At 65.7% G+C, this 17,178-nt stretch carries 15 protein-coding genes; 6 read left to right on the top strand and 9 right to left on the bottom strand.

The features are described 5' to 3' along the window. Positions 1-309: 309 nt before the first annotated feature. Positions 310-675: a hypothetical protein gene (locus QCE62_RS28315; RefSeq protein WP_309925672.1), complete on the bottom strand. Its 366-nt coding sequence runs from the start codon at positions 673-675 to the stop codon at positions 310-312. Positions 676-955: 280 nt separating this feature from the next. Between QCE62_RS28315 and QCE62_RS28310 the strand changes: the two genes are divergently transcribed. Then, entirely contained in the window at positions 956-1,141 is a 186-nt protein-coding gene (locus QCE62_RS28310; RefSeq protein ID WP_309925671.1) for a DUF3563 family protein, read from the top strand. A 22-nt stretch (positions 1,142-1,163) separates the two neighbouring features. Here the strand turns inward: QCE62_RS28310 and QCE62_RS28305 are convergent, their stop codons facing one another. Together QCE62_RS28305 and QCE62_RS28300 are read right to left on the bottom strand one after the other, a co-directional pair. Continuing rightward, positions 1,164-1,847, bottom strand: coding sequence for a response regulator transcription factor (locus QCE62_RS28305; RefSeq protein ID WP_309925670.1), 684 nt, complete (start codon positions 1,845-1,847; stop codon positions 1,164-1,166). 163 nt (positions 1,848-2,010) lie between these two features. Then, on the bottom strand, positions 2,011-3,366 hold the full coding sequence (locus QCE62_RS28300; RefSeq protein WP_309925669.1) for an ATP-binding protein: 1,356 nt from the start codon (positions 3,364-3,366) through the stop codon (positions 2,011-2,013). 530 nt (positions 3,367-3,896) lie between these two features. Here QCE62_RS28300 and QCE62_RS28295 point away from each other — a divergent pair. Both QCE62_RS28295 and QCE62_RS28290 read left to right on the top strand, forming a co-directional pair. Beyond that, positions 3,897-5,435, top strand: coding sequence for an MDR family MFS transporter (locus QCE62_RS28295; RefSeq protein ID WP_309925666.1), 1,539 nt, complete (start codon positions 3,897-3,899; stop codon positions 5,433-5,435). Between the two features lie 13 nt (positions 5,436-5,448). Further along, positions 5,449-6,216, top strand: a complete 768-nt coding sequence (locus tag QCE62_RS28290; protein WP_309925664.1) for an AAA family ATPase — start codon at positions 5,449-5,451, stop codon at positions 6,214-6,216. A gap of 7 nt (positions 6,217-6,223) precedes the next feature. On the opposite strand, the gene QCE62_RS28285 is transcribed toward QCE62_RS28290, so the two are convergent. Together QCE62_RS28285 and QCE62_RS28280 are read right to left on the bottom strand one after the other, a co-directional pair. Beyond that, positions 6,224-6,445 (bottom strand): hypothetical protein, encoded by a 222-nt coding sequence (locus tag QCE62_RS28285; protein ID WP_309819313.1) that lies wholly within the window; start codon positions 6,443-6,445, stop codon positions 6,224-6,226. Between the two features lie 151 nt (positions 6,446-6,596). Beyond that, positions 6,597-8,393: an alkaline phosphatase D family protein gene (locus QCE62_RS28280; protein WP_309925662.1), complete on the bottom strand. Its 1,797-nt coding sequence runs from the start codon at positions 8,391-8,393 to the stop codon at positions 6,597-6,599. 550 nt (positions 8,394-8,943) lie between these two features. On the opposite strand from QCE62_RS28280, the gene QCE62_RS28275 reads away from it, so the two are divergent. Further along, complete coding sequence (locus QCE62_RS28275) at positions 8,944-10,824, top strand: PAS domain S-box protein (protein WP_404987785.1); 1,881 nt, start codon at positions 8,944-8,946, stop codon at positions 10,822-10,824. A gap of 18 nt (positions 10,825-10,842) precedes the next feature. Here QCE62_RS28275 and QCE62_RS28270 read toward each other — a convergent pair whose 3' ends face one another. Both QCE62_RS28270 and QCE62_RS28265 read right to left on the bottom strand, forming a co-directional pair. Continuing rightward, positions 10,843-11,910: an FUSC family protein gene (locus QCE62_RS28270; RefSeq protein WP_309927481.1), complete on the bottom strand. Its 1,068-nt coding sequence runs from the start codon at positions 11,908-11,910 to the stop codon at positions 10,843-10,845. Between the two features lie 130 nt (positions 11,911-12,040). Further along, entirely contained in the window at positions 12,041-12,958 is a 918-nt protein-coding gene (locus tag QCE62_RS28265; RefSeq protein ID WP_309925659.1) for a LysR family transcriptional regulator, read from the bottom strand. Between the two features lie 120 nt (positions 12,959-13,078). Here QCE62_RS28265 and QCE62_RS28260 point away from each other — a divergent pair, with 120 nt between their 5' ends. Continuing rightward, complete coding sequence (locus tag QCE62_RS28260; RefSeq protein ID WP_309925657.1) at positions 13,079-13,513, top strand: VOC family protein; 435 nt, start codon at positions 13,079-13,081, stop codon at positions 13,511-13,513. A gap of 130 nt (positions 13,514-13,643) precedes the next feature. After that, complete coding sequence (locus QCE62_RS28255) at positions 13,644-15,206, top strand: serine hydrolase (protein WP_309925655.1); 1,563 nt, start codon at positions 13,644-13,646, stop codon at positions 15,204-15,206. A 64-nt stretch (positions 15,207-15,270) separates the two neighbouring features. On the opposite strand, the gene QCE62_RS28250 is transcribed toward QCE62_RS28255, so the two are convergent. Both QCE62_RS28250 and QCE62_RS28245 read right to left on the bottom strand, forming a co-directional pair. Beyond that, on the bottom strand, positions 15,271-15,558 hold the full coding sequence (locus tag QCE62_RS28250; RefSeq protein WP_309925654.1) for a hypothetical protein: 288 nt from the start codon (positions 15,556-15,558) through the stop codon (positions 15,271-15,273). Between the two features lie 244 nt (positions 15,559-15,802). Then, positions 15,803-17,167 carry an MFS transporter gene (locus QCE62_RS28245; protein WP_309925652.1) on the bottom strand — a complete coding sequence of 455 codons (1,365 nt, stop codon included), beginning with the start codon at positions 17,165-17,167 and terminating at the stop codon, positions 15,803-15,805. Positions 17,168-17,178 lie beyond the last annotated feature (11 nt).

The following is a 17,178-nucleotide window of genomic DNA, read 5'->3' as shown; positions in this document are numbered from 1 at the left end:
GGGATGGCGCTACTGTACATTCATACAGTTATTTGCGCTAGGGAGGCTGTCAAACGGCAGCAGGATCGCTTACTGAAAATGCCCGTGACACAGCATCCAAAGGAAGACAAACCTCCCGGCTGGTGATGGGCTGATGATGAAACCCGCCAGGCGCAACCTCGGCGGCGAGGTACGTTATGGATATGAGAATCGAAAAGCTGGCGTTCCAGACGCCGCCCGCTACGCCGTCGCGGGGCGGGCACGGCTCCCGTTGCACGCTTGCGCGCGGTCAGGACCATCGCCGCTGAACGCCCGGGCCAGGAGCGTGCCTCACTCCGGCGTCCGCTTCTCCGCGAGCGCCCGGCGGCAATCGTCGAACACCTGCCGCACGACATCCGATTGATAGTTGAGGTCTTCGCTGTCGAGAATCTCTTCGACGGCATCCCGCGCCCAGTCCGCTTCGAGCAGCGCGCAATGCTGCGTGGCGATGTCCCGCGCGATGGCCGCGAGCTTGGCGATGGTCAGCCAGTCGGCCAGTCGCTGATGCCGGTCCAGCCACTTGTGCGCCGCCTGCACGTGGAAGGTGGCGGCCGGCCAGACACCGTTCAGGTAGAACGCGCCGAGGCTGCCGCACGTGAGCCAGCAGAGCAACTCGATGCGGTCGCGGGCACTGAGGGTACGGGGCACATCGTTCATGGCGGCCTTCACGAAGACGATCGATGAATGCGCGAAACGCGCGGCGTTCCGCTTGAAAACCCGCTTTGAAACCGTATGAAAGACGATATCACGGGATGGTGCGGCGCGGCAGTGCGTTCACGCTGCACGGCCCCGCCGACAGTGCGCTGGCGAACGCTGATGCATGCCATGGGAAGCGCATTGCGCGTGCCCGCGCGCGCTCATTCTTCGCTAATGGACGCGGCCTAATCTGCTTCTGTCGGCCCGCGGTACAGGCCATTAATCACGACGGGAGTCCATCATGTTCGAACGTTTCTCGAAGTCACTCGGCAGCTTCTTTTCCAGCCACGACGCGCAGGAAGACTATCTGTCCTCCTCCACCGATCTCGCCGACCTCGAACGCCGCATGCGGCAGGTCGAGGAACAGGATCATTCGTACAGCATGCATTTTTGCGGCGAGATCGGGCATCACGGCGACCGGCGCTGAAACCTGCGCGTGGCCCAGTGCGTTACCTGGTGTCCTCGTGGCCGGCCTGTCCGAGCATCACGGTCCAGCCGAGCCCGCGCACGTTGCGAATCACGCTCGCGCCGAATTTCTTGCGCACGGAATGGATGAGCACGTCCACGGCGTTGCTCTCCACTTCCTTGCCCCAGCCGTACAGCCGGTCTTCCAGCTGGTCGCGCGAAAAGATGGTGCCGGGACGTTCGAGCAGCGCATGCATCAGCGCGAATTCCCGCGCCGACAGCACGCCCGACGTTTCGCCACAAGTGAGCGTGCGCTGGTCGAGATTGAGGTTGATGGAATCGTCGCCGAGACGGGACACCGCGTAGCCCGCCTTGCGACGCAGCACGGCGCGGATGCGCGCGAGCAGTTCCGGCATGTCGAAGGGTTTGAGCAGATAGTCGTCGGCGCCGAGATCGAGGCCCTGGACGCGCGTATCGAGGTCGTCGCGTGCGGTGAGGATCAGTACCGGCGTCGCGTTGCCGGCCGAGCGCGCCTGCCGCAGCAGTTCGATACCGCTCATGCCCGGCAGGCCGAGATCGAGCAGCACCACGGTGTAGTCGGCGGCGCCCAGCGCCTCGCGGCCCGCCTGGCCGTCACGCACCCAGTCGACGGCATAGTCCGCGTCCTTCAAGGCCCGCATGAGGCTCGTGCCGATCTGGATGTCGTCTTCGATGAGAAGAATGCGCATGCTCTACCCCGCCCCGTGAAATCCAACGGACCGCACGGCGCCGCCATGCGGACAGGAATGACGCGCCTCGCGCGCCGGCATTGCAACGGGACGATGCACCCCGCGTGTCCCGCAGCGAATGCATTGTAATCGGCGCAAGTTGCGCCGTCTCGCGCCGTCTCGTTCAGGCGCAGACGGGATCGGGGGCGGTCAGGTTTTCCGTGACGGCCTCGGTCACGAAGCCGATCGACGCGACGATCCCCGATTGCCCGTCATCGCGGTTGCGCAGCATGACGTCGCCGCCGTAGCGCGCGGCGATCGCCTTGACGATCGACAGCCCGAGCCCGCTGCCCTCGATATCCGGACAGGCCCGAAAGAAGCGGTCGAAGACGCGCGGCAGCAAGGCCTCGTCGATGCCCGGCCCGGTATCGATCACGTCGATCCACACCCGTTCGCCATCGCGCCGCATGCGCAGGTCGATGGTGCCGCCATCGGGCGTATAGCGCACCGCGTTCGACACCAGGTTCTTCACCGCCATGCCCAAGTCCGTCTCGATGGCCCGGACGTGCGCGCTCACCATCTCCTCGGCGCCGATATCGAGGCCACGGGCGATGGCGATCGGCAGGACATCGGCGACCGCGCCCGTCACGACTTCCGACAGATCCACGCGCGCGAGCGGCGCGGCGCCGTTCACGGGCGCATCGGCGCGCGCCAGACGCAGCAGTTGCGCGATCAGCTTGCCGCTGCGCGCGATGCCCTTGCGCAGTTCCTGGAAGCGTTCCTGATTGCCCGGAGCGATATGCGGCGCCAGATTGTCCGCCTGCAACTGCAGCGCGGTGAGCGGCGTACGCAGCTCGTGCGCGGCATCGGCGATGAACTTGCGCTCCTTGTCGATGGCGCCCGCGAGACGTTCGATCATCGTGTTGATCGACTCGATGAAGGGCTTGATCTCGGTCGGCACGCCGACCAGCGACAGCGGCTGGAGATGGCTCGTGTCGATGCCCTGCACCTCGCGGCCCAGCTCGGTCAGTTGCCGCAACGAGCGGCGCACGACCAGCGCGACCAGGATCCACACGAGCGGCAGCAGCACGACCGTGGGCCACAGCGCCAGGGTGGCGGTTTCCTCGGTCAGGTCGTGGCGCACCGAAGCGCGCTGGGCCACCTGGATCGTCATGGTCGGCTCGCGGCGCGTGTAGATGCGCCAATGCTCGCTGTTGGCGACCACGTTGGAGAAGCCCGGAGCTGCATCGCGCGGAAAGCGCAGCGACGGCTCGGTGGTGCGGAACGGCACCGCCTCGCCCGGCTTCCACACGACCACCACCACGTCGCGGTCATCCTGACTGCCGCGCGACGGATTGGCGGGAATGCCCTCGGCGAAACCGTCGCGCATGCGCGTCGCCACCTGCACGAGACGCGTGTCGAGCAGGGCGTTCGTGCCGGCCTGGCTCAGCTTGTAGGAACTCACGCCCTGAATCACGCCGATCACGGTCACGAGAATGCCGAGCGCGATCACCAGCTGGTTTTTCAGCGATTTGATCATGCGAGTCTGCCGTCTCCGGAAGGAACGGGGCGCGCCTGCGGGCGCGGGTTCTGCCGGTTCGATTTTAGGCGACATTCGCGGGGATTCCGGTAGGAAAGGCAACATGTAGAACACGAGGGCGCCAGGCGCCGCGGTAAAAAGTGCGCCAGCCCGTCGGGGCCGGCGCCAAGGCTGAGGAGAGTCGAGATGTGAACGGACTGGGGAAGTACTTGGGGGAGCACCGTCCATCCACGTAATCCAGCGTAGCGGCGAAGAATTAGCGATTAATGAGGAGCGCGACTTCGGTCTCACAGGGTTGAACTGGTCGAACCGCGCGTTTGATCCTCGCGGCCGGCGCAAGCAGCATCGGCCGGCACGGGATAACATTGCACGGGTCGCCAGTTCACCGGCAACGTCGCTCCGGACGAAAGCCAATTGCAAGAATAATCACAGGCCGGGGCATCGCCGCTGTCTCTTCCATTCACGTGCAGGACCCGCAAGTGCGCAGCTGCATCGGTTGCGCGGCGGGTGGCGCGTCTTTCGACCACCGCATGTCACAGTCCCGTCAAACCGTTCGTCCTCTCGTCATTGCCGCCGTCATGGCTTCGATGGCCATGGTCGCGATCGAGGCCACCATCGTCTCGACCGCCATGCCTCAAATCGCCACGCAGCTCGGCGGCCTGAATCTCTACAGCTGGGTGTTCTCGTCGTTCCTGCTCACGCAGACCGCGCTCACCGTGGTGTTCGGCAAGCTCTCCGACATCTTCGGGCGCAAGCCAGCCGTGCTCACGGGCATCGTGATCTTTCTGATCGGCTCGGTGCTGGCAGGCTTTGCGTGGTCGATGCCCGCGATGATCGTGTTCCGGCTGATCCAGGGCGTCGGCGCGGGCGCGATCCTGCCAGTGGCGCTGACCGTGGTCGGCGATCTCTATCCGGCGCGCGAACGCGGCAAGGTGCAGGGCTATCTGGCGAGCGTGTGGGCGGTGTCGGCGGTGCTGGGGCCAATGGTCGGCGGCCTCCTGATCCGCCAGTTCTCGTGGGCGTGGATCTTCTGGATCAACGTGCCGATCGGCATCCTGGCCGCCGCGCTGTTCGTGTTCTTCCTGCACGAGGAAAAGCGCCATGACCGTCCGGCGATCGACCTGGGCGGCGCGTTCCTGTTCACCGCCGCCGTCGCCTCGCTGATGATGGCGCTCACCGACGCGGGCCATGCGAGCAATGTGCGCGTCGGCGTGGAACTGGCCGTGCTGCTGCTGAGTTGCGTGCTGTTTGTCTGGCAGGAACGCCGCGCCGCCGACCCGATGATCTCCTTCAGCCTGTGGTCGCACCGTCCGATCGCGGCCAGCAACGCGGCGACCTTGCTCGCCGGCATGGCGATGATGGGCCTCACCACCTTCCTGCCGATGTACGTGCAGGGCGTGATGCACCGCACGCCGGTCGAAGCGGGCCTCGCGCTCACGATGATGATGATCGGCTGGCCGAGCGGCGCGACCTTCACGTCGCGCACCTTCACGCGCATCGGGCTGCGCCGTCTGCTGATGATCGGGCCGGTGTTCATTCCGCTCGGCTCGGTGCCGTTCGTGCTGTTGGGACCCGAGTCGAGCCCGGTGTGGGCGGGCGTGGGCTCGGCCATCGTCGGCTTCGGCATGGGCATTACAAGCGTGTCGTGCCTGATCCTGATCCAGGAGATCGTGCAGCCGCTCGAACGCGGCAGCGCGACCGCGTCGAACCTGTTCTCGCGCAATCTCGGCAACACGCTCGGCGCGGCCGTGTTCGGCGCGGTGCAGAACTTCGGGCTCACGCACACGGACGGCCTGCCTCCCGTCCATGCCGATCAGCTCAAGGCGCTGCTGACGTCCGTGACCGGCGACTTCGCCGCCAACGAGGACATTCGCCTGGTGCTGCATCATTCGCTGCACCTGACCTTCACGGCGATGTTCGTGATCGCGCTGGGCGCCGTGGTGTCGATGCTGTTCATGCCGAAGATCGATTTGAGCCGGAAGCGCGAGTCGGTCGGGGCCGTGGGCGCGACCGATGCGACAGATGCGACGAATGCGGCAAAGAACGCGGCGAACCAGGCGTTCCACTGACGCGCCGCCGCCGATGGTCATCTCGACCCGCTTCATCAGCCGCATCACGCTGTTGCGCGACAAGGCGCCGTCGTTCGATGCCTATCCGTTCTCGCTGCCCGCCGTGCGCGGGCTGGACACGCTGGAGCCGCATCCGAAGGTCACGTTCCTGGTCGGCGAGAACGGCTCGGGCAAGTCTACCCTGCTGGAAGCCATTGCCGTTGCGATGGGCTTCAATCCCGAAGGCGGCTCGAAGAACTTTCGCTTCGGCACGCGGGTTTCGCACTCGCCGTTGCATGAATACCTGCGCATCGCAAAGGGCGTGAAGCGGCCGCGCGACGGTTTCTTCTTGCGCGCCGAGAGCTTCTTCAACGTGGCCACGCAGATCGAGGAACTCGACGCCGAACCGGGTCTCGGCGCGCCGGTGATCTCGTCGTACGGCGGCCGGTCGCTGCACGAGCAGTCGCACGGCGAGTCGTTCCTGACGCTGCTGATGGAGCGTTTCGGCGGGCAAGGACTCTATCTGCTCGACGAACCCGAGGCAGCGCTGTCCCCGCAGCGCCAGCTTGCCGCGCTGGCGCGCATCCACGACCTGACCGCCGACGCCTCGCAGTTCATCATCGCCACCCATTCGCCAATCCTGATGGCTTACCCCGAAGCGTGGATCTACCAGTTCACGGCGGACGGCATCGAACGGATCGCGTACGAAGACACCGAGCACTTCAAGGTGACGCGCGCGTTTCTGGCCAACCCGGAACGCTTGCTGCGCACGCTCTTCGACAACACCGACGGCGAAGACTGAACGCCCCTCAGTCCTGCGACTCCAGCAGCGGGCTGGCGTGCTTGACGGTGGCGAGGCTCGTGCTGGCGGGTTCGCTGTCGGCGGCCAGTGCGCGCGAATCGGAGAGGTAACGCGACAGCAGCGCGTTGTCGTCCATGTACAGGTTCTGCGGGTCGTGGCCGCGGATGAGGGCGTAGCAGCCGGCGGCCAGAGCCACGGCCAGGACAACGCCGATGAGTTTTCCGATCATGATCGCGCTCCTGAGGGTTTCAAGGTTCACTTCATGGGCCTCGTCGCACTGCCTGCCACAGGCTCGATCTCCCGAAATGTGCACGCAGTGTACGTTTGCACCCGCGTGATGAAATCCCCCCGGAAGCATGACTCCGAAGCGGTGGCGCCCGTCACACGTCGTCCTGAACCGTCACCGCCACCGCGCCCGCGTTGATCGTCAGTTGCGTGCGCTTTTGCAGCGGCGCGGCGGGCGCGCTGCCGTCGGCGTTCAGGAACTTCATCTTGTTGAAGATTGCGATGAACTGCGTCGGCGTGACGGTCGCGGTCGCATAGCCGATGCCGTCGTGATCGGCGTACTGCATGTCCGGATTGTTCTGACGGATGAACGCGTCGAACAGCGCGGGCGCGCTGATCAGCGAGGCCAGCGGCATGCCCGCCGAATAGGTCTTCACGTCCTCGAAGAACGGCTGGCTGCTGATGCCCGCCGACATCAGGTCGATCATGACCGGCGTGCCGTTCGCGGGGTCCGGCACGTCGCGCACGATGCCCGCCTGGAACGCATGCAAGTCGCCCGTGATGGCGACAAGATTGCTGATGCCCTGCGCCTTCACGAACGCCAGCAGATCCGCCTTGTGCGACGGATAGCCGTCCCATGCGTCGCAGTCGAGCACGAACACGACGTTGTCGGGCGCCGGCGCGAGCGCGCTCAGGTCGAGCCACAGGCGGTTCATCATCACTTCGTTGCCCCACACCTTCCAGATCGCCGTCGATGCCTTCAGCGTGTCCTTCCACCATTGCGTCTGCGTGGGACCGAGAATGGACGGCACGCGGCCGAGGCGCTGCGTGTCGGCTGCCTCGAACTGCGCGAGCACCTGCTGCTGCACGAAGTAGCGCGAACCGACGAGGTCGTTGCCGTTCACCGGATCGTGCCCGAGCGCCTGCGCGATCGCCGCTTCGGGCACCACGTGATCGTCGCGATAGAGCCGCTCGTCCGTCATGACGAGATGGATCAGCGAGCCGAAGTGGAAGTCGCGGTAGATGCGGATGTTGTCATAGGCCGGATTGTTCAGATCGAACGACACGTCGCCCCAGTCGACCGGAAGGTATTCCACCCATGCCTGGTTAGCGTTGCGGCGCCGCGCGGTCTGCTGCAGGTTGGCGTTGGTATAGGTCTGGTGGTCCTGCCAGCAGTCGTCGGAGAACTCGTGATCGTCCCAGATCGCGATGACCGGAAAACGCGCATGCACGTTCTGCAAGCGCGCGTCGCCACGGTAGGTGCGATACAACGTGCGGTAGTCGTCGAGCGTGTTGGCATACACGCCGCCGCTTGGCAGGGTGATCGTGGGATGCGCCGGTTCCACCGTGCCGGACGGCGCGGCGAAGCCCGCTTCGTAGATGTAATCACCCAGATGCACGACGAAATCGAGATCGGTTTCGGCGGCCAGCAGGTTGAGGGCTTGCCAGTGGTTCGCGCTCCAGTTCTGGCACACGAACCACGCAAAGCGCACTTGCGGAACGGCATCCGTCGATGCGGCGGCGGTGCGGGTCGTGCCTGTCGCGCTGGCATCGCTGCCTGCGATGAAGCGGTAGTAATACGTGGTCTGCGCGGCCAGCCCGGTGACTTTTGCGCGGACGGTGAAATCGTAGTCGGGCACCGCGCTCAAGGGCACGCTGGCGACGAGCTGCGCGAAGTCCTGTTGCGTGGAGACCTGCAAGGTCAGCGCGACCGGCGTTTGTGAAGCACTCCCGTTCGCGACACAGCGCGTCCAGAACACCGTTGATACATCGCGCGGGTCGCCGCTCGCGACGCCCTGCGGAAAAGCGAAGGCGCCGGCTGCGGGCGGCGGGGCGGTGCCGCCGCCGGGGTTGCTGTCGTCGTCGTGACTGGAGTGACAGGCCGCGAGCGTGCCGGACGCAGCCGCCACCGTGTAGAACGCGGACAGGGATAGGAAACGTCGACGGTCCATGAGAGCCTCCGTGAGCGGACTTCAGGGCGATGAAGGAGCGGGAGGTCGCTGGATGCGTCGGGCCTGCCGACGGATGAGCGCGGCTCGTTTTCGAAACCGGACCCTTACACGCTATGAAGGGTGGTGGGGAGTGTCAAGCGGCGTTTGCGTGACGGGGAGCTGCCCCGCCAGCCCACTGATCCGGAAGCAGAAGTTCACGTGCGCGAAGCTGTCCCGGTCGGCCATATCGACAGACTCGTCGTGCATGGCCCGACGCTTGCTGCCCATCTGCAATCCATGTTCCCCCGCACTGGACATGAGCCAGGTGACTGTTGATGAAAACCAGTGTTCACTAGGGCGTTGAGATCCAGAGCTTCTCCGGCTGCGCCATCGGCAACCGATCAAACTGTGTTATCAATAGGCCCTGTCCGTCGAGCATCCGTCTCTCCGAGACCGATCGTTCGAACCCGCAAAGCAGGCCAACGCCGTACTGAAACACAGAATCATGACCCGATCGAAAGCAGCCGCCGTCCCCCACCCTGCCCCGGAACTCGCCCTTCCCGGCCACGCGATGAGCGACGCGCACTATCACGCGCTCGTCAACGCCATCGAGGATTGCGCGATCTTCATGCTCGACCTGAACGGCCGCATCACGAGCTGGAACACCGGCGCGCGCAAGATCAAGGGCTATGAGGCGCACGAGATCATCGGCGAGCATCTGTCGCGCTTCTATACCGCGGAATCCGTGGCGCGCGGCTGGCCCGAGTACGAGTTGAAGCAGGCCTATACCACCGGCCGCTTCGAGGACGAAGGCTGGCGCGTACGCAAGGACGGCTCGCTGTTCTGGGCCAATGTCGTCATCACGGCGGCGCGCAACACGCAAGGCCAGATCATCGGCTACGCCAAATACACGCGCGATCTCACCGCCAAGCGCGCCGAGGAAGAAAAGCTGCGCCTGTCGGAAGAACGCTTCCGGTTGCTCGTCGAAAGCGTCAGCGACTACGCCATCTTCATGCTCGATCCCGACGGCTGCATCGCGAGCTGGAACACGGGCGCGATGCGCATCAAGGGGTATCGGCCGCAGGAGATCCTCGGCAAGCATTTCTCCGCGTTCTATTGCCCCGAGGACCTCGTCGCGAACGTCCCCGAAACCCAGTTGCAGACGGCCATCCGCACCGGACGCGTCGAAACCGAAGGCTGGCGCGTGCGCAAGGACGGCTCGCTGTTCTGGGCCAACGTGGTGATCACCGCGGTGTACGACGAACATCGCGTCCTGCGCGGCTTCGCCAAGGTCACGCGCGACATGAGCGAACGCAAGCGTCTGGAGCAGCTCGAAGCGTCATCGCGGCGCATCAGCGAATTTCTCGCGACCCTCGCGCACGAACTGCGCAATCCGCTCGCGCCGGTTCGCAATGCCGTCGGCGTGATGCAGATGGAAGCGGACCTCAACCCGCGCGTGGCCGCGTGCCGCGACATCATCGACCGGCAGACCTCGCATCTCGGGCGGCTCGTCGACGACCTGCTCGACATGGGCCGCATCACCACCGGCAAGATCGACCTGCGCCTCGCGCGCGCCGACATCAGCGACATCGTCGCGCGCGGCATCGAACTCGTGCGGCCGTTCACCGACGAACGCACGCAGCAGATCGCCACCCGGCTGCCGGACCAGCCGGTCATCCTGATGGGCGACAGCACCCGGCTCGTGCAGGTCGTGCAGAACCTGCTCAACAACGCTTCGAAATTTTCGCCGCACGGCAGCACCATCACGGTGACGGTCGAGTGCGAGCCCAGCGCCATGCTGATCCGCGTGATCGACACCGGGCGCGGCATCTCGCAGAAAGGGCTGACCTCCATCTTCGACCTGTTCGTGCAGGAAGATCATTACCTCGATCCGGGCGAAGCGGGGCTCGGCATCGGGCTGACGCTGTGCCGCTCGATCGTCGAGCTGCACGGCGGCTCCATCAGCGCGGCGAGCGCCGGCGCGCACCAGGGCAGCACGTTCACGGTGCGCCTGCCTTACGCATCCGTCGACGACGCACCGCGCCCGCATCGCGTGCTCGCGCAGGACGCGACAAGCGGCACCGGCCTGCGCGTGGTGGTCATCGACGACAACCGCGATTCCGCCGACAGCCTCGCCATGTTGCTGCAACTGAAAGGGCACGACGTGCGCATTGCCTATCACGGCAAGGAAGGCATCGACGTGGTGCGGCATTTTCCACCCGACCTGATCCTGCTCGATCTCGCGCTGCCGGACATCGACGGCTTCGCGGTCCTGCGTTCACTGCGTTCGTTGCGGCTGCTCAGCGGCGCGATGGTCGTCGCGATGACGGGCTTCGGACAGGAAAGCGACAAGGAACGCTCGGCACAGGCGGGCTTCGAGGGGCATCTCGTCAAGCCGGTCAATTTCGCGGAGCTCGATACGCTACTGGACGCGCTGGCGCAGCGCCATTGAGGCGCGGCGCCGTGGCCGTCAGTTGCGCAGCAGCCGCAACGGAAAGATGAGCCGCGACGCCGCCCATCCGAGCGCGCCGCCCAACAGCGTCTCCCAGGCGCGGGCGGCGAGCAGCGGGATCGAATGAATGCCGTTGACGGCAAGCGTGACGATCAGCACGAAGCCGAACGCGCCGCAGGCAATGTCGTAGCGTTCCGGCAGGGACATCGCATACGCGATCATCGCCAGCGCGGCCAGCGCCCAGATCACCACCGGCCAGTGCTCGGCAAGCGGCAGGCATACGATGCCGAGCGGCACGCCGACGAGCGTTCCATAGATGCGCCGGCGAACGCGCTCCGTCGTGCCCACCGCGGACGTCGCGACCACATAGACGCAGGCCGTGATCGCCCAGGCCGATTCCCGCAGCGAGAACGCGCGATTGAGCAGCACCACGACCAGCGATGCGCAGGCGGCCTGCAAGCCCATCGCGAGCGCGGGCGAAACGGCCTCCCGTCCGTAGGCGGGTTCCGAGCGCAGCGCCGGCAGCACGACCGGATGTTCCGCCGGCCCTGACAGCACGCGCGGCACGAGCGCCGCCAGCATGCCGATCATGAGCGCGAGCAGGATCGCGCCGGTGTCGCCGGGGGTGAGATTCAGTCCATAGGCAAGCACCTGGCCGATGTACAACTGCGAGCCCATGCCCGCGCCGGTGCTCCCGAAGCGCTTCAGATAGCCCGCGAAGAACGCGCCGCTCACGAGAATCAGTTCCGCGCCGCCCCGCCCGAGATGACGGAACAGCGGCCCGAACCACGCGAACAGCAGCGCGCCGAATGCGGCGGCGAGACACAGGATGACGAGATCGCGGCTCGATTCCCAACGCGTCGTGCGGGCTTCGGAGACGCTCGCCCACAGCGCGAAGCCGCCCGCGAGCGCTCCCACCAACGTGCCGCCAGGAATGCCTTGCGTGACGTCCTGCAAGGCGCCGAGCGCCGCCGCGATACCGTAGGCGGTCACGAGCCGCAAGCCCTTGATGCGCCGGTGCGTGCCGGGATCGACGCGGTCCAGCCAGTCGAGCGCCGCCTGGGCGCGCAGTGTGGCGTAGCGCATGACGGAGCGCGCGGTATTGGCGGTATTGGCGGGACGCGTGTTCGATGTGTCCGGACCGGCGGCAGGCTGTTCGTCGTCCATTGGAAACCCCGCGAAATGACACGGCCGGCAGCCGCGCCTGCCACGCATTCTAGGCGACGCCGCCGCGCTTGCGCATGGAAACGCGCTTCGGAGCGTGTGCTGCTGTCACGATGCAGTCCGCGAGTCGCGCGGCCGCGTCGGGCTCGGCGGCACGCGCGCGCCGCGCCCGTTCGGCGAGACCAATCTCGCGATGAAACGTATCCTCGCCCAGTGAAAGCGCGATGACGCCGCGCGGCCATGGCCGCAGCGCGCGCGAATCCGGCAGCAGCGCCACGCCCAGTCCGCGCGCGACGAGCTCGACGATACCCGGCAGTTCGTCCGCCTCGATCGATTCGCGCACCGCGATGCGCCGCTCGCGCAGGAACAGATCCACCTGCCGCCCGCCGAACGAACGCCGGTCATAACGGATGAACGGCTCGGTTTCGAGCAGGTCGCGCCAGTGCGCCCCACGCCGCGCGCCGGACGCCAGCAACACGTAAGGCTCCGCGCTCAAGGTGCGCCATTGCAGTTCCGCCGGCAGCGAGAACGGCGGACGGATGATGACGGCCATGTCCATTTCCCCGGCATCGACCTGGGCGAGCAGATTCAGCGACACGCCCGGCACCAGACGGATGCGCCACGCCGGCAGCGTCCGCCCGAATGCGGCAATGGCATCCGGCAGCAGCGCCGCATGCGCTGAAGCGATAGCGCCCACCGACAGCGAGCCGCCCCGCCCGCCCTCGCCTTCGGGTTCCGCGAGACGCGCATAGAGCGATATGAGTTCGTCGGCGAGTTCGAGGGTGCGCTTGCCCGCCTTGTTGAGCGTCGCCGAGCGCCCGGTGCGGTCGAAGAGCGCGAAGCCCAGGTGCGCTTCCAGGCGCTGCATTTGCGCGCTGACGGCCGACTGCGTGAGCCCGATGCGCGCTCCCGCGCCCGCAAAAGTGCCGTGACGCGCCACGGCGATAAAGGTCTGGAGTTCGCGCAACATGTTCGATTCATCGAAATAAGTGGGGCTCAGTCCAGCAATATATCGTTTTCAAACAGAAATATTCATGAATACACTGTCGGCTCGTCCCCGCCGTACCCGTATGGAAAAGGAATCTTCATCATGAACACCACCCAGCACGCCATGCCGCCGTTCCATCTGGCCTTCCCGGTTCATAGCCTCGCCGCCGCCCGCGCCTTCTACGGCGACTTGCTCGGCTGCCCCGAGGGACGCAGTTCCGAAGCATGGGTCGACTTCGATTTCTACGGTCATCAGATCGTCGCGCATCTGGCGCCGGAGGAGATCGGCCATCGCTCGACCAGCGCCGTCGACGGCGACGCCGTGCCGGTGCGCCACTTCGGCGTCGTGCTCTCGATTCCCCAATGGGAAGAACTTGCGGACAAACTGCGCGCCGCGCAGACGCGCTTCATCATCGAGCCGCATGTGCGCTTCAAGGGCGAAGTCGGCGAGCAGGCGACGATGTTCTTCCTCGATCCGTCGGGCAACGCAGTCGAGATCAAGGCCTTCGCCAACATGTCCTCGCTGTTTGCCAAGTAAGGCTTCCCGCTCGAACGCCGCGTCTTCCCGCTTTCAGGCAAGCTGCGCGTGTCTGACGGATTGTTTCCAATATAGAATCCGCCGAGCGCACGGTGCGCGAGAACGGTAACGATAACGGGGAGACGCGTGTATGAGACCTTCGCAAGGACGCCGCCGCTTTCTCGGCGCGGCGCTGTGCAGCACGATCGCCGCATGTGGCGGTTCGGATTCCGACGATTCCGGCGTAGCCACTTCTTCCGGCAGTAACTCGACCGGCCCCATGCCGGATGCGCAGGTCAACGCCGCGCTCGCGCAACTCGATACCCTCGCCAACAACCTGATGACCGCCACCGGCATTCCCGGCATGGCGGTCGCGGTCGTGCGCGGCACGCAGACGGTCTACGCCAAGGGCTTCGGCCCGCGGCTCGTGGGCTCAGGTCAGGCAGTCGATGCGGACACCGTGTTCCAGCTCGCGTCGGTATCCAAGTCCGTGGGCGCCGCCGTCGTGGCGCGTCAGGTCGGCACCGGCTCGATTGCATGGAATACGCCGGTGCGCGCGCAATTGCCGTGGTTCACGTTGTCGGATGAAGAGGTCAGCGCGGCCGTGACCATCGGCGATCTTTACTCGCACCAGTCCGGCCTGCCCGATCACGCGGGCGACACGCTCGAAGACATGGGCTACGGGCGCATGGACGTGCTGCAACGGCTGCGCTATCTGCCGCTGCATCCGTTTCGTCATTCGTACTTCTATACCAACTTCGGGCTCACGGCGGGGGCGCAGGCCGTTGCGACGGCGGCGGGCATCGACTGGGAAACGCTGTCCGACAACGTGCTGTATCAACCGCTCGGCATGAGCAGCACCAGTTCCCGATACGCCGATTTCATCGCGCGCCCGAACCGCGCGCTCGGGCACGTCAAGGTGGGCAATGCGTGGGTGCAGGGCACGGGCACGATGCCCGATCCGCAATCGCCGGCGGGCGGCGTGAGTTCGTCGGTCAACGACATGGCGAAGTGGCTCGCGATGATGCTCGGCGCGGGCGTCTTCAACGGCAAGCGCATCGTCGATGCCGCAGCGCTCGCGGCCGCCACCACCGCGCAGGTGCAGAGTTCTCCGCCCGGCGGCGGCGATCCGGCTGGCTACTACGGTTATGGTTTCAACGTGGGAACGACGAGCGCGGGACGGCCGTCGTACAGTCACTCGGGCGCATTCGCGCTGGGGGCGGCGACCAACTTCATGGTCGTGCCATCGACGAATCTGGCCGTTGTCACGTTGACGAATGCGTTTCCGATCGGCGTCGCGGAAGCGCTCAACCAGCAGTTCTTCGACATCGTGCAGACCGGCTCGATCCAGCGCGACTGGTTCAAGCTCTACAACGATGCGCTGGCGTCCCTCGCCAAGCCGAGCGGCTCGCTCGTGGGCGCGACGCCGCCCGCGGCACCGCTGCCGGCGCGAGCGTTGTCCACCTATACCGGCACTTACCAGAACGACTACTTCGGGCCGATCCAGGTCAGCGAGCAGAATGGCGCGCTTGTCATCGTCATCGGGCCGCGTCCGTTGACGCTCACGCTTTCGCACTGGGACGGCGATGTCTTCACGTTCACGCTCGTCAACGAAAACGCCAATCCGGGTTCGATCTCGAAGGCTTCGTTTTCGAGCGATCGCGTGACGCTCGAATACTACGATGCGGATGGACTCGGCACGTTCATCCGTTGAGTGTCGGACGCCATCAAACGCAACGGGACGCCGCGCGGCGTCCCGTTGTGCTTTTCGGCGCAGGTTACTTGCCCGAGCCGCTCGCAGTGACCGGCGCACCCGGACCGCTCGGCGTGGCGGTGCCGCCCGGCTCGGTGGACGGGCCCGCTGCCATCGGGCTCTTTTGCATCTTCTTCGAATGCGATGAGGACTTGTGCGAATGCGACATCGAATGAGCCGGCTGCGTGGTGGTCTGGGCGTTGTCGCCGGCTTGCAGGCCCGTGCTCGAGCTCGGCGGATTGTCCTGCGCGAAAGCGGATGCGCACACGAGAGCGAAGGCACCGGCAGCAGTGGTAAGGGCAAAACGTTTCATATCGAAAGCTCCTGATGACGATTGTCGGAATGCGATTCTTGCGGCGTGTCATGCCTGCTGGCCGTCGGAACGCTGCACGCGACGGCCGGTCGCATCTCAGGAGTCAGCACACGCTATGCCACGGTCTGACGTTTCGCTCACGGCAGCGGCAAACAGAAGGCGGATTGCAACGCGCGCTACCAAACAAAACGCCCCGCGTGACTCGCATCACGCGGGGCGTTCACTCATGCAGAACTCACATCCGTCAATGTCCGGCGGGCTCCGTGGAGTCCAGTTCATTTGCCATGGCCGTCTGCGGATGCGCGGCCTGCTTGATGAACAACGCGACAGCGGAAATCAGACCCGCCACGGCGATGGTCGCGAAAATGCCGCCGAAGCTGAAATGCTGGCGCGTCAGTTCGGCGACGAGAAATGACCCCGCGATGCCGCCAAAGCGCCCGATGCCCAGCATCCATGCCACGCCGGTGCCGCGTCCCTGAGTGGGATAGAAGGCGGCGGCGAGCGCGGGCATCGACGATTGCGCGGTGTTCATCAGCACGCCCGCGACGAACACGACCAGCACGAGCAGTCCCACGTTGCCCACTGCCTGACCGATCAGATACACGCTTACGGCGGTCAGCACATAGCACACGGCGATGATGCGGTTCGCGTTGAACTTGTCCATCAGCACGCCGCACAGCACGGCGCCGACGCCGCCGAGCGGGAACAGCGCGGAGATCAGCGTCGCGGTCTGCGGCGCGAGGCCCGATTCCTTGAGCAGGATCGGCATCCAGTTGATGGACGCGTAGAAGATCACGAGGCCCATGAAATACGTGACCCACAGCATCACCGAGCCGACGATGTACGAGCGTGACAGCACCACGCTCATGCCGCTCTGCCCGGCGGCGGCGGGCGCCTTCTCGGTCATGAAGAACGAACCGGCCTGCATCGCGTCCGCCGAGATGTGCGCAAGCGTGGCGCGAATCTTCTCGACCGGCCGAGCCTTCGCCACCATGTAGCGCACCGACTCCGGCAGCGTCGCGATCAACAGCACCGAGAGCACCAGCGGCGCGATGCCGCCAAGCAGCAGCACGCTGCGCCAGCCGAAGTGCGGGATCATCCACGCCGCGAGAAACCCGCCGAACGCCGCACCCAGCGGAAAGCCGCAGAACATCAGGTTGATCAGCGTGGCGCGGCGGTTGTCGGGGCAGAACTCGCTCATCATCGTGACGGCGTTCGGCATGGCCGCGCCCAGACCCAGGCCGGTGACGAAGCGCAACGCAGTGAGTTGCGTCAGGTCCGCCGCGAACGACGAAGCCAGGCACGCGACGCCGAAGATCAGCACGGACGAAAGCAGCATCGCGCGGCGGCCCAGCTTGTCGGAGAGCGGCCCCGACAGGAGCGCACCCGCTGCGAGGCCGAACAGCGCCGCGCTCAGGACCGGCGCCAGCGCCGGACGGCTGATATGCCATTCGGCCACCAGCGACGGCGCGATGAAACCGATCGCCGCGGTATCGAAACCGTCCAGCAGCACGATCACGAAGCACATCCCGAAGATGAGCCACTGAAACGGCGAGAACGGATGGTCGTTGATGAACGTCTGGACGTTCACGGCAGGACTTCTGCTCACTTCATTCCCTT

This window comes from Caballeronia sp. LZ033 (assembly GCF_031451265.1).
GTDB lineage: Bacteria > Pseudomonadota > Gammaproteobacteria > Burkholderiales > Burkholderiaceae > Caballeronia.
Note: the sequence above shows the minus strand (reverse complement) of the source record. Positions and strands in the feature narration are given on the sequence as shown.